This is a genomic window from Arthrobacter sp. (genome assembly GCF_031988865.1).
GTDB lineage: Bacteria > Actinomycetota > Actinomycetes > Actinomycetales > Micrococcaceae > Arthrobacter_B.
Window position 1 is genome coordinate 1 of the sequence record NZ_DALZXY010000089.1, and the last position, 14250, is coordinate 14250.

The window sequence follows — 14250 nt, forward strand, 5'->3', positions numbered from 1 at the left end:
CCGGATCGGAGTAGTTGAAGTTGGCGGAGTACTGTCCCGCGGCTGAGCCTTTCAAATCTTCCGGGGCCAGGACGTCGGCGCGGTCCAGGGAAATCTGGGAGCCGATGGAACTGGCCACCGTGAGCGCGGACCGGGCGTTGCCGGGAGAGCCGCCCACGTTGTAGACGTCACCGGCGTTGCCGGAGGCGACCACCGACAGGATGCCCTGCTCGGTCAGCTTGTCCACGATGTCATTTTCCGGGTCATCGACCGGAGCGTAGTCGGAGCCGAGGGACATGTTCACGACCTGCGCGCGGTCGGAGAAATCGCCGTCGCCGTTGGGGTCCAGCACATAGTCCAGGGCCTGGCCGACGACGTCGGACGATCCGGTGCAGCCGAACACACGGATGCCAACCAGCTGGGCCTCCGGCGCCGACCCCGGACCGATCCGCAGGTCATTCACGGTCTGCGCGGTCAGCGAGGAGTAGCCGCCGCGGAAGGTGGTGCCGTCTGCGTTGGTGCCGTATCCGGCGGCAGTGCCGGCTACGTGCGTACCGTGGCCCTGGCAATCCAGCGGGTTGAGGTCCGGTTTGGGGATCGGCTGGTAGTTTTCCGCGGTGGGATCGGCGTTGTAGTCGTCGCCCACCAGGTCATATCCGCCGATGAACTTGGACGGGTCGAGCAGTCCGCTGGCGGCGTCGGGAATGGCGGGTGAAGCCTGCGCGGCCTCGAACGCTTCCACCGTGCCGGGACCGCCGAAGTCGCTGTGCGTGTAGTCGATGCCGGTGTCCAGCACGGCAATGGTGATGCCCTTGCCGGTCTGCTGGCGTTCCACCCAGGTGTTCAGTGCCCGGGTGTCGATGTCTGCGCCCTTGTTGTCGATCGTCTTGGGCACGATCCGGGTGATCTTGGCGACGTCGTCGCGGTCCGCCAGCGCTTTGATCGCTTCAACGTCACCGACGATTGCCACACCGGGCAGCGAGTTGGTGGTGGTGTAAATGGTGCTGGCAGATGCTTCCTGGGCCACCGACTCGGCCTGGGACTCGATCTCTGCCCGGATCTGCTGGACCCGCGGTGCATCCACCACCGGGTCCTGCCTGCCTTCCTTCACGGCCTCCGGCTGGGTCTGTTCGAAGGCGCCTTCGCCGGTGAACTGGACATAGACGGAGACCTCTCCGCTGACGCCGCGGAGGCTCGGTGAGACCTTTTGCTCCGCGAATTTCTCGACCGCGAAACCCTGGGCGGCGTTCTCTGTGCCCGTGGTGCCGTCGGTTGCCTGGGCCGGTAGGCCCAATCCTGCTGTGAGTGCGAGGCCGGCGACGGCGGCAGTTGCCACCACCCCCGGTCTGCGATGAATGGACCGTCTCATTGTGCTCCTTGAACATTCCGCCGCGTGTTACCGGAGGAACGCCGTCAGAGAGACCTGTCTAGCTCGAGACTCGAAACGCCACCCACCGGTTGCTGACACACGTGGCAGCTTTCCGTTTGTGCCCCCAAACCCCCGTTGAGGGGTGTCAGCATGCACCTTCGGCCCCCAAATTGCCCGCAGCCGTAGGCACACCCTAAGTGAGTGATCCGGGCAGTCAAAGGTTTTCGGATTTGGACGGCGGTTCGTGGACGGGGTCTTGACGCGGAGCTGTTTTCCACTCTCACGGAAGCGCAGAAAGCGGCCTTCTCAGCGCTGAAAACTCAGGGCTGAAAAGGCCGCTTTGTGTCCTCTCAACGAGAGGGGATGCTATGGAGTTGGGAGGACGGGAGGCTTGGTTTGGGTGGTTAGAGAGCCGGACCGTTGCCAGCGCCGCCCTGCCACAGCGCGTCAAACGGTGTATTCGAGGAAACCCGGTTCCGGATGCCTTCGGTCACGAAAGCCTTGGCCGTGCGGGCGGCCTCAAGCGGTGTTGCACCCTTGGCCAGTTCGGCGGTGATCGCGGCAGCCAGCGAGCAGCCCGCACCGCTGACGGCAACGTCGCCGACCTTCGGAGCGCGCAGCACCTCCATGGTCTGGCCGTCATAGAAAACGTCGACGGCGTCGTCGCCTTCCAGCCGCACCCCGCCCTTGGCGAGCACCACGGCGCCGGACGCTTCGTGGATCCGGCGGGCGGCTTCCTTCAGGTCCTCAACGGAGTCGATGGAGTCCATGCCGGAGAGGGACAAGGATTCGAAATGGTTCGGGGTCACGAACGTGGCCAGCGGTAGGATCTGGGCCTTCAGCGCCTGGTCGGTGTCCAGGGCAGCGCCCGGTTCCTGTCCCTTGCAGATGAGGACCGGGTCCAGCACGATGTTCGTCCAGTCCTGGCTCTGCAGTGCCTTGGCGACGGTGTCGATGGTTGCCGGAGTGCCGAGCATGCCGATCTTCACGGTCTGCAGGTCGTAGGCCGTCTGGATGGCCTCGAGCTGGTCCGCGATCACCTGCGGGTCAACCGGAACGAAGCGGTGGTTCCAGTTGTCCTTCGGGTTGAAGGAGACGATGCACGTCAAGGCCGCAATACCGTAGGTGCCCAGTTCCTGGAACGTCTTGAGATCTGCCTGCGCGCCCGCTCCGCCGGTGGCTTCCGAGCCGGCGATGGTGAGAGTGACGGGAGGTGCCGAATGTGTGTGTGAAGACATGTTTCCATCTTCTACCCTGAGCGGTGCAGGCCGCCACCTGCGACGTGGCCGGAACGCAAAGCGTCAGGTGCGGATATCCATCAGGGGCCACACAGCCAGCCGTCCGATTGCCGCCGAGCAGCCGATCGCCAGCGCCATCAGCAGCGGCACTCCGACCGAGCCGGCAATCAGGCCGATCACCAGCCACGCAAGCAGTGTGGGCACCAGAAAAAACGCGAGGACGTGCAGCCACTGGTTCGGTACGTTCCGCAGCAGCAGGCCCAGGGCCAGGCCGACCGGCGCCGCAGTGATCAGTCCGATGCCTCCGGCGTAGAACGCCGCGATCACGACAATCCAGAGGTACCCCCAGAAATCGCGGGAGGTGCCCCAGCCGATTACGACGACGGCAATCACGGCCGCCAGCACGCAGGCGATGACATAGCCGGTGACGAAGGCGATCGGGCCGAAGGTAACGCGCGGGGCCAGGGATAGGTGTTCTCCCGGGGCGCGGTCTTTCGGAGCACCTTTAGAGGCACGCGGGCCGGTGGATGGGCCCGCTCGATCGACGTCGTCGTCGTCCGCAGTTTCAGTCATGTGATCGCGCTCCTCGCAGCAGCTTCACCACATCTTCCACAATATTCCGGACAACCGGTAGGCGTGAGAGGATCACCAGCTTCGCGACCAGCGGAGCGGTATTTGCCACCAGCCGCCGGGAGCGGGTTTGACCGGGGGAGGAGTCATAGACCCAGAACAGTGTGACGCCCATGTGGAGGAGCCAGAGGAGCTCCGGCAAATCGTCCCGGATGGCCAGCGGCGGTTGCGGGCGGGCCGTCTGGACAGCCTGCCGATAGACGGCAATCGACTTCCCGCGGCCGATCTGCGCTGCATCTGGTGCGGGGGATGGGGCATCCGGCTGGGAGTCCGCAGGAGTATCTGTCTGGGCGGACGACGTCGTCGCTGGGGGTGCCGCCGCCGTCGCAGCTGCTGCCTCCGCGCGGGCGGCATAGCGCGTCCCGTTCGGGACAGGCAGGGCGGCATTTTTCAGGAACTGGTGCCCCAGCCCGTGGTACGGAGCCAGGACATCGAGGTTGGCCAGCAGGATCACCCGGAGGTGCTCGCCGAGGTTGTGCCCCTCGCGCAGCAGCGGCAGGGCAACCGACCGGTGTTCGTCCTGCAGCGAGCGGTAAAGTTCGGCGACGATCGCGTCCTTGGAATCGAAGTAGTAGTACGCGTTGCCGACGGAGACGCCGGCCTTCTCAGCGATCCCGCGCATGGTGGTGCGCTCATATCCCTGTGCGCGGAAAAGCGCTGTTGCTGTCTCGACCAGCCGCTGCCGGGTGGTTTCGCTCTTTGCCCCGGCGGCCATCGAACTCCTGTTTCTACTTCGTTAGGGGATGATTAGAACATACTTTTGAACATGTTCAGAATTATGACGCCGCCCCGGGAGGGCGGGAAGTTGGGCGGGAAGTTGGGGCGGGCAGTTGTGCTGCGCGGCTGGGACTGCCGGTGCGCGGTTGGGGCCGCGGGGCCGCAGGGCAGCGAATCATGGCAGAATGAACGCTGGTCCTTTGGGCCGCCCGGGACAGCGGGCAAGTGCTAATACAGCCGGTGAAAGCCAGGCGAACCACTAACCGAACGGGATTACCCATGTCTTCACCAACCCCGGGCGCTGCCGTCCAAGCGCCGCAGGCTCCCAGCTACGCCTCGCGCGGCAGTTCCCATTACGACCTGATCCTCACCCTCATGTGCGTGGTGATCATCATTTCCAACATCGGGGCCACCAAGGGTGTGACCCTCGGCCCGATCTTCGGGGACTTCAGCATCGTCACCGACGGGGGTTTCTTCCTCTTTCCGCTGGCCTACATCCTCGGTGACGTCATCAGCGAGGTGTACGGCTTCAAGGCGGCCCGGCGGGCCATCTACATGGGATTCGCCATGGCCGCGTTTGCGGCCCTGGCGTTCGCGGCCATCATCGTGCTGCCAGGGTTCGACGACGACTTTGGGCTCCAGAAGCAGGCGGCACTGGAAACGGCGCTCGGTCCGGTCTGGCAGATCGTCGTGGCGTCACTGCTAGGTTTCCTGGCCGGCCAGCTGCTGAACTCCCTCGTCCTGACGCGGATGAAGGCACGGTTCAAGGAGCGGGCCCTTGCCGGTCGGCTGATGGCTTCCACCGGTGCCGGGGAGTTCGCCGACACCTTGATTTTCTGCGCCATCGCCGCCCCGGTCATCGGCATCAGTGACGCCGGCCAGTTTGTGAACTATGTGATTTTCGGCTTTGTCTATAAGACCGCGGTGGAGTTCCTCTTCGTGCCGCTGACCTCGGCCGTGATCAAGGCGATCAAGAAGCGTGAACCGACCTATGGTGAGGTTGCCGGGTAGCTGGGTGAGCGTCTGCCGCCGGTGACTGCTGCTGCCGGGACATCTCTCACAGAGCTGGTTTCGGTCCGTTTAGGGACAATTCGACCAGCGGGGGACTTTCCTGCGCGGCATCGCGGCAGGGATGTCCCCATCCGGCGGGGGTGTCCCCAACTGCAGGGAAATCCGCGGCAGGGATGTCCCGATCCGGCGGGGGTGTCCCCAACTGCAGGGAAACCCGCGGGAGGGGTGTCCCCATCCGGTGGGGGTGTCCCCAGCAATCAGCTGTAGTACTTGGCCAGGACCTCGTCCTTGAACTCGAAGAACGTGCCGTCCTCGATTGCCAGCCGGGCGTCGTCGACCAGTTTCACGGTGAAGCGCTCGTTGTGGATCGAAATCAGGGTGTGGCTGACCATCTCATTCGACTTGAACAGGTGGTGGATGTACGCCCTGGAGTAGTTGGCGCAGGCGTAGCAGTCACAGCCGTCCACCAGTGGGCCGAAGTCCCGCTTGAACTTGGCGTTGGAGAGGTTCTTCCGGCCGTACGGGGTGTAGAACGCCGAGTTGCGGGCCACCCGGGTGGGGGAGACGCAGTCGAAGGTGTCGGCTCCGTTTTCGATGGCGGTGAAGATGTCGTCCGGCTCGGAGATCCCCAGCAGATGGCGTGGTTTGTCCTCCGGCAGTTCTTCCGTACACCAGCGGACAATGGTGCCGAGATTCTCCTTCTCCAGCGCCCCGCCGATGCCGAACCCGTCGAAGTCCATGGCTCCGAGGTCACGTGAAGCCTTGCGGCGAAGGTCCTCATACTGGGCGCCCTGCAGCACGCCGAACAGCGCCTGGTACGGCCGGTGCGACCGCTCCTCGGTAAGGCGCCGGTGCTCAATGAGGCAGCGCTCGGCCCACAGCCGCGTGCGTTCCAGCGACCGTTCCTGGTAGCCGCGGGAATTCAGCAGGGTGGTCAGCTCGTCAAAGGCGAACATGATGTCCGCGCCGAGCTGGTGCTGGACCTGCATGGAGATTTCCGGCGTGAAGCGGTGCTTGTCTCCATTGAGGTGGGACTTGAACCAGACGCCGTCGTCATCAATGTGGGCCAGGCGCTCCTTGCCGGGCGCGACGTCGTCATCCGCGCCGGTGGCGTGTGTGCTGCCGTCGGCGTTCATATTGATGACCTTCTTGAACCCGGCTCCCAGGCTCATGACCTGGAACCCGCCTGAGTCCGTGAACGTGGGGCCGGACCAGTTCATGAACTTTCCGAGGCCGCCGGCTTCGTCGAGGATGTCCGCGCCGGGCTGCAGGTACAGATGGTAGGCGTTGGCCAGCACGGCCTGCGCGCCCAGCTCTGCAACCGACTCCGGGAGCACCGCCTTGACCGTGGCCTTGGTGCCGACAGCGATAAAGGCCGGGGTCTGGATTTCACCGTGCGGGGTGGAGATGGTGCCGGTACGGCCCTGGAACTCACCGCCGTTGGCCTGGGTGCGGGACGCGGAGTCGGGAGTGGTTTCGCGCAGGCGCTTACCGAGGGCAAAGGAAAAACCAGTGGAGGACACGCTTCTATTTTGCCTTACCGGGGCAACCGGCCAGACATACCGGCCGGGAAAGGCGCCCGCCGGGCGGGCGTAGAGTTGTTACGGGATTTATTGGGGGATCCGGCCACCGCCGACAGCCAAGAAAGGCCCTTCAGTACCCTTGCAGCACCTTCGCGAAATGTTCAGCATTGCCCCTGCCCACAATGACCACCACGTGGGAATCCGCTGCGGAGTCGGGATAGGGCTCCCATTGTTCACCCTGCTTTTGATGGGCAGGATTGACCTGGCCATCTTCGTGGCCTTCGGAGCCTTCACCGGAATCTACGGCCGCAATGAACCGCACCGCCAGCGACTGGGGCACCAGCTGCGGGCCGGGACCCTGATGCTCCTCGTCATTCTGGCCGGTGTGCTTACCTCCCGGCTTGGCCCAGACGCCTGGGGGATTGTCCTGGGAACCACGCTGGTTGCTGGGCTGGGAACCATTGCCACCGGCTTCTGGCGGCTGCGTCCGGCGGGGTCACTGTTCCATATCTTTGCCTACGCGGCCATTGCATCCGTGCCCGGGCATCCTCCGCTTTGGCAGGCCATGCTTGCAGCCGGTGCCACCATTGCCTTCGCGCTTATCCTGGGGCAGGCCGCCATGCTGTGGCCCAAATACCGGACGGATTGGGTGAAGCCCGCGCGCCCGGGCCTGTCGCTGGCCCAGCGGCGGACCATCTACGTCGACGCCGCCCTGTACGCCACAGCCGCGGCGGCCGCCGGATCGATTGCGTCACTGCTGGGAATCGGCCACAACTACTGGGCAATGGTTGCCGCGACGGTTCCTTTGGTGGGGGCCACCTTCCGGCACCGGATCCAACGCGGGCTGAGCCGCATGCTGGGCACCGCCGGCGGGCTGGCGGTGACCGCGGTGATCCTGGTGGCTGGACTCGCGCCCTGGCAGCTGATCCTGGTCATCGCGGTGCTCCAGTGCGGTGCCGAACTTTTCATCGCCCGCAACTACGCCCTGGCCCAGGTGGTCATTACGCCCCTGGCCCTGCTGAGCACCGAGCTCTCCCATCCCAGTGATCCGGCCGTTCTGATCCAGGACCGGGTGCTGGAAACCGTGATCGGCGCCGTCGTCGGCATGACGCTGGTGGTGCTCGTGCAGGTTTGGAGCACCCGGAACCGAAAGTCAGGCAACGCCGCAGGCCCAGGCAACGCAGGAGAGCCAGCTAACGCCGGAAAACCAGGCAACGCCGGAGGCCCAGGCAACGCCGGAAAGACCACTGCGCCAGCTGGCAGCTAGCCGTCAACGAGCCCAGCCAGCTTCAGTCCAGGCTTTAGCTGCCAGGTTCAGCCCGGCCTAGAGATGCTGCCAGCTTCAGCCCGGCCTAGAGATGCTGCCAGCTTCAGCCCGGCCTAGAGATCCAGGTTCAGCCCGCGGATCGCGCTGAGCTCATTGCGGATGCGGCGCTCAATCTCGGCGTCGCTGAAGGTCTGCGAACCGCCGTGGGCCCGCAGGTACAAGAGCGTATCCAGCCGCAGGATCCGCCAGTCCCGTTCGCTGCGCTCGTCGTCGGCTTCGGCCGCCCGCTGCACTTCCCGGTCATAGAGGTTCGGTTCGTTGAGCTGCCGCTGCAGCAGTTCGGCGGAGAGCTTCGCCTTGAGCGGATCGGATTCTGCGTGGTCTCCAGCGCGCACCGCCTGCGCGTAGGCGGTGGAGGCCTCCAGATCGCCGGCATCGTGGGAGATGTGCGCGGCCAGGGACAGCGCGTCCTGAATCCAGTTCCACCGACCATAGTTGCCGTCGAACCCCAGCCCGGTGATCAGCCCGCAGACCGCCAGCGCGTTCTCCGTATCCCCAAGGTCAACGTAGAGGGTAAACGCCAGGTCCCGGACGTCCTGCAGGTTACTGCTTGCCTTGACGTTCAGGCCTCGGCTGAGCCGGGTGACGAGCTCCTTCACGGCGCGGTCATCCGGGTGGGCAGCTTCGGCGGCGGCCAGCACTTCAGCATAGGTTTCCTCGTCCGTGGGAACGAGGCGGACGGCGTCGGAAGCGGTCTGTTCCGGCGGTGAAGCCGCCACCCGCACCGTGGAACCGTACGCGATGCGCAGCGTTACGCCGTCGTCCAGTTCGGCGATCACCAGTGCAGGAGTGCCGAAGTCATCGTCCTCGATGCGGAGGGTGGCCAGCGGTGCCCAGGTCAGGTCATCCGTGACCAGTTTTTGCCCCGGAACGAGCAGTTCGGCATTGACCCGGAAGGCATACGTATCCGGCACACTCTCTGACATGGCTGTTCCTTCGCGTTCGGAGCATCAGCCCCCAGTATATAAAGAATCGGTAACGTAACGCCCTACCGGCCCCAGCCGGCGGAAGCGAGGGCCTGGCGCAGCAGATCGCCGCGGCCGCCGGAGAACTCCGAGTACACGTCCGGGCTCAGGGCTTCCTCAGGCGTCAGCCAGGACAGCTCCAGTGCGTCCTGCCGCGGGTCGCACTCACCGGTGACGGGAATCAGGTAGGCCAGTGCGACGGCGTGCTGGCGCTCGTCGGTCAGTCCGGTCTGCGAGGGGGAGGGGAAGTATTCGGCGACGGCGAACGGGGCAAGGCTCGGCGGCAGCTGGGGCAGCGCCATAGGCCCGAGATCCTTTTCAAGGTGGCGCAGCAGGGCAGCACGGATGGTTTCGCGGTACATCACCCGGCCAGAGACGAAGGTGCGGACCATATGGCCTTCCGGGGTCGCCTGCAGCAGCAGCCCCACCTCGGTGACGTACCCCAGCGGATCGCACCGGACCGGTACGGCCTCCACATAAACCATCGGAAGGCGCTGCCTGGCTTCGTGCAGGTCCTCTTCCGAGAGCCAGCCGGGATACGGATCAGGAGTGCGTACGTTCATAGGAGTGTTCTACCGCAAGCCGGAGCGTGAGTCATTCGACGCGCTCCGCTTCGGCCAAGGGCTGAACTGTTCCCTAACCTTTCAGCCGGTAGCGGCGGGGCCTAGGATTAGGCGCATGAAGACCGAGCTTCCGGAACTGCTGCTCCCCGACGCAGCAGCGTGGCGGGGCTGGCTGGAGGAGCATCATCTGCTCTCTTCCGGGGTCTGGCTCGTCGTAGGGAAGCAGGGTGGCAACGTGACCGCCCTCACCCGGCAGAGCGCCCTTGACGAGGCACTGTGCTTCGGCTGGATCGACGGGCAGGCAGCACGCCGGGACGAGGAAACCTACCTTCAGCGCTACACCAGGCGCGGGCCCCGCAGTATCTGGTCGCTGCGGAATGTGGGGCATATTGGCAGGCTGGAGGCGGCAGGCCGGATGCACCCGTCCGGACGCGACGCCGTCGAATCCGCCAAGGCGGACGGGCGCTGGGACGCCGCCTACGCGGGCCCTGCGACCACCGCGATGCCGCAGGACCTGCTGGACGCCATAGGTGCCGACCCACGGGCCCAGGAAATGTTCGATGTCCTGTCATCGCAGAACCGCTTTGCCATGGCGTTCCGGCTGGGACGGCTGAAGACGCAGGCCGCACGGGAACGCAACATCGCCGGGTTCGTGGACATGCTCAGCCGGCGTGAGACTTTCTATCCGCAGAAGCAGTTTCCCGACTAGGAGTCCATTATGTGCCGGCTTTTCGGAATGCACGCAGGTCCCACCCCCGTCAGTGCAACGTTCTGGCTCCTCACCGCGCCCGACAGTCTTGCGGCACAGAGCCACCGCATGGCGGACGGCTTCGGCCTCGGGGTATTTGACGCGGATGGCAAGGCTGTCGTGGATAAGGCTCCGATCGCCGCCTACGAAGACCGCGCCTATGCTGCTGATGCGCGAAAGCTGAGAGGCACCACGTTCATCGCGCATGTCCGTTATGCCAGTAACGGGGAAGACACACTGGTGAACACTCACCCGTTCCTGCAGGATGACCGTTTACTGGCCCACAACGGAGTGGTGCAGGACCTGGATAAACTTGACGACCGGCTGCGGAAGCTCGAGGTGATGGACCTGGTGAAAGGGGAAACGGACAGCGAACGCGTTTTTGCCCTGATCACGGGGATTGCCCGGCAGAACGGCGGCGACGTGGGTGCGGCGATCGCTGAAGCCGTGACTTGGATTGCGCAGAACCTGCGCCTGTACGCGGTGAACCTGGTGCTGACGACGACGACGGATCTGTGGGCGGTCCGCTACCCCGACACACATCCCCTGTATGTCCTGCAGGAAGGCGCTGAATCCCCCCATCACAGTAAGCAGACCAGCCGCATCAGCGTGAAGAGCGAGGAACTGGAACAGAACCGGAACCCCGTGTTTCTGGTGGCCACCGAGCGGATGGATGAGCACCCCAACTGGCGCCTGCTTGACGCCGGTGAGGTGCTGCACGTGGACCGGAACCTGGCAGTGCATCGGTCTTTCCCATTGCCCGAGCATCCCCAGCACCTGCTCACGCTCGCGGACCTCGACGCGCACGCCGCTGCATCGCAGCATCCGCTGAAGGCGGCCTGACCCGTGCTGCCAGCGGGCAGCTCCCGCTCCTGGCGGCCTGAACCGCGGGGCAGTTCTCCCGAGGGGTAGCTTTTACGGTGCTTCGTCCTGGAACCCGCCATCGAGCCGGGCCACCCGCACTGAGGCTTCCAGCACCATCCAGGCCTGGAGCTGGGTGGAAAGTTCGACGCCGGTCCCCGCCGGATAGGTCTCGTCAGCGGTTTTGCGCGGGTCAGGGGAGAAGAGCGCGAGATTGTTCCTGGTCGCCCGGCCTTTCCACAGGCGGTCCGCCAGCTCAGTGACCAGCCCGCCCGCGAGCTGCCGGGTCTGCCGGTCCAGGGTGGGTGCCGCAGCGGCCTCGGCGAGATAGCGGCAGAGGATGCCGGTGAAGAGTCCGCCGTCACCACTGCCATGGGTGCGAAGCAGTGGCGTGCCGGGCTGCATGGGGGTATCGGGCTGCATGGGGGTTCCCCGCAGCTGCGTGTCCTGGGCTGTATGGTGCGGGGTGCTGGGCAGCGCGGCGCCGTCGTCGGGCCCAATTTCCGGGATGCCGGGCGGGAGCGGGGTGCCGCCGTCGGCCCCAACCTCCGCGGCGCCGTCGTCGGGCCCAATTTCCGGGGTGCCGGGCGGGTGCGGGGTGCCGCCGTCGTCGTCGTACACCAAATGCGCAGCCGTTGCCCGGACCAGCTCCGCGGCACGGTCAAGGTTGGCCGAACCGCCCAGCTCCAGGAGCGCGCCCAGGACGGGGCCCTGGTTGTAGGTGTAATGCGTGGTTTCCACCAGCGGCTGTCCGCCGGCCATCCGCACGCCGTCGAAGTAGAGGCCGGTGGCCGGATCCAGCAGGACCTCATTGAGCCAGTCGACAAGTGCTTGGGCGCGCTCCCGCTCCCCGCCGCGGGCGAAATAAAGGGCGGCCGGGGCAGTTGCCGGAGTGTTCTTAAACGTCCTGCTGCGGTTCCAGTAGAGGCCGCCGCCGAAATCGGGGGTGTGGGCTGAACGCAGCGCCGAGCCCAGCGTTTCCCGCAGGTGCTGGTGCCGCGGCTTCGAACCTCGGGGAGGGCCGGGGAGGGAGTCCAGCCGCAGGGCAGCCAGGGCCAGCCAGGCCATGTCGTCGTAGAAGCTGTTGGTGCTGCGCCCGCCGTTGCGGAGGCGGATGGTGCGGATGAGTGTATCCGCCAGCCGGATCGGGTCCTCTCCGGCCAAGGGGAGGCGGGTGCGCAGGCCAGTATCCACCAGCACGTCAACGTAGTGCGCCTGCCACCAGTAGTGCCACGTGCCGGCGCCCCGGGGCAGGGGAGACGGGGCTCGGATTGCACCCAGATGCGTGCCTGGAATGCCGAACAGGCGGCCGCCGAATGCGGCGGTGACGGACTGGGCTGCCGTATCGGCACGCAGCTCGGCGTTGCGGACAGTCTGTGCGGCAGGCATGCGAACCACCCTAGACCCGGCGGCCTGCTGCCGTCACTGTTTGCCGGCATCGGATACCCCACCTCCGGGATGCGGCGTGCTCCCCGTCACAGTAGGCTCGTGGAACCGTGCGCGCACCGCGTACCCAGGACTCCAGGAGGACAGATGCAGTTATCCGGCGCTTCGGCCATTGTCACGGGAGCAGCATCGGGGCTTGGACGGGCCACCGTCCGCCGCCTGATCGATGCCGGTGCCGAAGTGGTGCTGGTGGACCTCCCGCAGTCCGGCGGCCTGGCATATGCCGGAGAGCTGGGAGGCAACGCGCACTTTGTCCCGGGCGACGTCACGGACTCCACGCAGATGCAGGGCGCGGTGGAGGCCGCCATGGCTGCGGCACCGCTGCGGGTGGCGGTCAACTGCGCCGGAATCGGGACGCCGGGCAAGGTCCTGGGCCGGAACGGGGTCCTCCCGCTGGAGGACTTCGCCCGGGTCATCCAGGTGAACCTCATCGGTACGTTCAACGTGACCCGGCTGGCCGCGGCCGCCATGGCCGAGACCGACCCGGTCACGGACGACGGCGGCACCTCAGAGCGCGGCGTCATCGTGAACACCGCATCCGTCGCGGCGTTTGACGGGCAGATCGGCCAGCCCGCCTATTCCGCCTCCAAGGGCGGTGTCGCTGCCATGACGCTGCCGCTGGCGCGGGAACTCGCGAGGCATCAGATCCGTGTGATGACCATCGCCCCCGGCATCTTCGAGACGCCAATGATGGCCGGGCTGCCGCAGGACGCGCAGGATTCGCTCGCGGCGCAGATCCCGCACCCCTCCCGCCTGGGCAAACCCGACGAGTACGCGTCCCTGGTCAGCCACATCATCGCGAACCCCATGCTCAACGGGGAAACCATCCGGCTGGACGGTGCCATCCGGATGGGACCGAAATAAGGGGTGCCCATGCTCCCGGACGCCGATTTCTTCTCCTTCGAACAGCTCCTCAGCGCCGAAGAGGCGGCCAAGCTGGCGCAGCTGCGCGCCTTCCTGGCGGCAGAGGTCACTCCGCACGCCGTCCGCTGGTGGAATGAGGAACATTTCCCCACCGAGTTGCTGCCCGGGCTCGCCGGCCTGGAACTCTCCACGCCGGTGCAGCGCGGCTACAGTCCGCTGTTCGCCGGTCTGGTGATCGCCGAAATGACCCGGGCGGACACCTCGATCGCCACGTTCTTTATGGTCCACCACGACCTCTTTGTGGAAGGGCTGCACGCCTTCGGCTCCGAGCGGCAGAAGGAACGGCTCCTCGCGGACGCGCAGGCCCTGCGGATCACCGGTGCCTTTGCGCTGACCGAGCCGGATCACGGTTCGGATGTGGCCGGCGGCATGGCCACCACCGCGGTGCGCGACGGCGATGCCTGGATCCTGAACGGGACCAAACGCTGGATCGGCAACGGGACGTTTTGCGACTGGATGCTGCTCTGGGCCCGTGAACCCGCCAGCGGAAACGTCCGCGGATTCCTGTTGGATGCGAACCTGCCCGGGATTAAGCGCACCCGGATCGAGCACAAAACGGCGTTGCGTACCGTGCAGAACGCGGACATCGAACTGACTGATGTCCGCGTCAGCGAGGCTGACCGGCTGGCCGGGATCAACAGCTTCGAGGACACCAAGCAGCTTCTGCGCGGATCCCGGATCATGGTTGGTTGGCAGGCGGTGGGACAGCAGTTGGCGGCGTTCGACGTCGCCCGCGCCTACGCCGTCGAACGCCGGCAGTTCGGCCGGCCGCTGGCCGGATTCCAGCTGGTGCAGGAGCAGCTGGTCCGGATGCTCGGCAACACCGTGGCGTCCACCGGCATGCTGGCCCGGGTGACCGACCTGGAGCAGGGCGGCTATGCCGGGGCAGCCGGGGCAGCTGGGGCTGTCGGGGCTGTCGGGGCCGGCGGCGTCGGCGACGGAGAGGCCC

At 66.0% G+C, this 14250-nt stretch carries 14 protein-coding genes; 6 read left to right on the top strand and 8 right to left on the bottom strand.

What is annotated here, in order from left to right:
• From RTN46_RS13980 to RTN46_RS13995, 4 genes are all read right to left on the bottom strand, one after another.
• A partial coding sequence (locus RTN46_RS13980) for a S8 family serine peptidase (protein WP_312182271.1) occupies positions 1-1348 on the bottom strand: 1348 nt, incomplete at its 3' end.
• 404 nt (positions 1349-1752) lie between these two features.
• On the bottom strand, positions 1753-2586 hold the full coding sequence (thiD, locus tag RTN46_RS13985; RefSeq protein ID WP_312182273.1) for a bifunctional hydroxymethylpyrimidine kinase/phosphomethylpyrimidine kinase: 834 nt from the start codon (positions 2584-2586) through the stop codon (positions 1753-1755).
• A gap of 63 nt (positions 2587-2649) precedes the next feature.
• Positions 2650-3159 carry a hypothetical protein gene (locus tag RTN46_RS13990; RefSeq protein ID WP_312182274.1) on the bottom strand — a complete coding sequence of 170 codons (510 nt, stop codon included), beginning with the start codon at positions 3157-3159 and terminating at the stop codon, positions 2650-2652.
• The gene (locus RTN46_RS13995) at positions 3152-3931 is read right to left on the bottom strand and encodes a TetR family transcriptional regulator (RefSeq protein ID WP_312182276.1); all 780 of its coding nucleotides are present in this window, start codon (positions 3929-3931) and stop codon (positions 3152-3154) included. The genes RTN46_RS13990 and RTN46_RS13995 overlap by 8 nt, the downstream gene beginning before the upstream one ends.
• Before the next feature lie 281 nt (positions 3932-4212).
• Between RTN46_RS13995 and RTN46_RS14000 the strand changes: the two genes are divergently transcribed.
• A complete protein-coding gene (locus RTN46_RS14000; RefSeq protein ID WP_312182278.1) occupies positions 4213-4944 on the top strand; it encodes a queuosine precursor transporter in 732 nt (243 codons plus the stop codon).
• A 257-nt stretch (positions 4945-5201) separates the two neighbouring features.
• On the opposite strand, the gene tgt is transcribed toward RTN46_RS14000, so the two are convergent.
• Positions 5202-6467: a tRNA guanosine(34) transglycosylase Tgt gene (gene tgt, locus RTN46_RS14005; protein WP_312182279.1), complete on the bottom strand. Its 1266-nt coding sequence runs from the start codon at positions 6465-6467 to the stop codon at positions 5202-5204.
• A 157-nt stretch (positions 6468-6624) separates the two neighbouring features.
• Between tgt and RTN46_RS14010 the strand changes: the two genes are divergently transcribed.
• A complete protein-coding gene (locus RTN46_RS14010; protein WP_312182281.1) occupies positions 6625-7734 on the top strand; it encodes an FUSC family protein in 1110 nt (369 codons plus the stop codon).
• A 113-nt stretch (positions 7735-7847) separates the two neighbouring features.
• Here RTN46_RS14010 and RTN46_RS14015 read toward each other — a convergent pair whose 3' ends face one another.
• Positions 7848-8720, bottom strand: coding sequence for a DUF6707 family protein (locus RTN46_RS14015; RefSeq protein ID WP_312182282.1), 873 nt, complete (start codon positions 8718-8720; stop codon positions 7848-7850).
• Between the two features lie 62 nt (positions 8721-8782).
• Positions 8783-9322 carry an NUDIX hydrolase family protein gene (locus tag RTN46_RS14020; protein ID WP_312182283.1) on the bottom strand — a complete coding sequence of 180 codons (540 nt, stop codon included), beginning with the start codon at positions 9320-9322 and terminating at the stop codon, positions 8783-8785.
• A 115-nt stretch (positions 9323-9437) separates the two neighbouring features.
• Between RTN46_RS14020 and RTN46_RS14025 the strand changes: the two genes are divergently transcribed.
• The gene (locus RTN46_RS14025) at positions 9438-10031 is read left to right on the top strand and encodes a YdeI/OmpD-associated family protein (protein WP_312182284.1); all 594 of its coding nucleotides are present in this window, start codon (positions 9438-9440) and stop codon (positions 10029-10031) included.
• Between the two features lie 9 nt (positions 10032-10040).
• Positions 10041-10913, top strand: coding sequence for a class II glutamine amidotransferase (locus RTN46_RS14030; protein WP_312182285.1), 873 nt, complete (start codon positions 10041-10043; stop codon positions 10911-10913).
• 72 nt (positions 10914-10985) lie between these two features.
• On the opposite strand, the gene RTN46_RS14035 is transcribed toward RTN46_RS14030, so the two are convergent.
• Entirely contained in the window at positions 10986-12320 is a 1335-nt protein-coding gene (locus RTN46_RS14035) for a glycoside hydrolase family 76 protein (RefSeq protein ID WP_312182287.1), read from the bottom strand.
• A gap of 144 nt (positions 12321-12464) precedes the next feature.
• On the opposite strand from RTN46_RS14035, the gene RTN46_RS14040 reads away from it, so the two are divergent.
• Both RTN46_RS14040 and RTN46_RS14045 read left to right on the top strand, forming a co-directional pair.
• A complete protein-coding gene (locus tag RTN46_RS14040) occupies positions 12465-13241 on the top strand; it encodes an SDR family NAD(P)-dependent oxidoreductase (protein WP_312182288.1) in 777 nt (258 codons plus the stop codon).
• Positions 13242-13250: 9 nt separating this feature from the next.
• On the top strand, positions 13251-14250 hold a 1000-nt coding region (locus RTN46_RS14045; protein ID WP_312182290.1), incomplete at its 3' end, for an acyl-CoA dehydrogenase family protein.

What these genes read in the sequence shown, in the direction of transcription:
- thiD (WP_312182273.1), bottom strand. Translation starts at nt 2,586, where the DNA reads ATGTCTTCACACACACATTCGGCACCTCCCGTCACTCTCACCATCGCC.
- RTN46_RS13990 (WP_312182274.1), bottom strand. Translation starts at nt 3,159, where the DNA reads ATGACTGAAACTGCGGACGACGACGACGTCGATCGAGCGGGCCCATCC.
- RTN46_RS13995 (WP_312182276.1), bottom strand. Translation starts at nt 3,931, where the DNA reads ATGGCCGCCGGGGCAAAGAGCGAAACCACCCGGCAGCGGCTGGTCGAG.
- RTN46_RS14000 (WP_312182278.1), top strand. Translation starts at nt 4,213, where the DNA reads ATGTCTTCACCAACCCCGGGCGCTGCCGTCCAAGCGCCGCAGGCTCCC.
- RTN46_RS14010 (WP_312182281.1), top strand. Translation starts at nt 6,625, where the DNA reads ATGTTCAGCATTGCCCCTGCCCACAATGACCACCACGTGGGAATCCGC.
- RTN46_RS14015 (WP_312182282.1), bottom strand. Translation starts at nt 8,720, where the DNA reads ATGTCAGAGAGTGTGCCGGATACGTATGCCTTCCGGGTCAATGCCGAA.
- RTN46_RS14020 (WP_312182283.1), bottom strand. Translation starts at nt 9,322, where the DNA reads ATGAACGTACGCACTCCTGATCCGTATCCCGGCTGGCTCTCGGAAGAG.
- RTN46_RS14025 (WP_312182284.1), top strand. Translation starts at nt 9,438, where the DNA reads ATGAAGACCGAGCTTCCGGAACTGCTGCTCCCCGACGCAGCAGCGTGG.
- RTN46_RS14030 (WP_312182285.1), top strand. Translation starts at nt 10,041, where the DNA reads ATGTGCCGGCTTTTCGGAATGCACGCAGGTCCCACCCCCGTCAGTGCA.
- RTN46_RS14035 (WP_312182287.1), bottom strand. Translation starts at nt 12,320, where the DNA reads ATGCCTGCCGCACAGACTGTCCGCAACGCCGAGCTGCGTGCCGATACG.
- RTN46_RS14040 (WP_312182288.1), top strand. Translation starts at nt 12,465, where the DNA reads ATGCAGTTATCCGGCGCTTCGGCCATTGTCACGGGAGCAGCATCGGGG.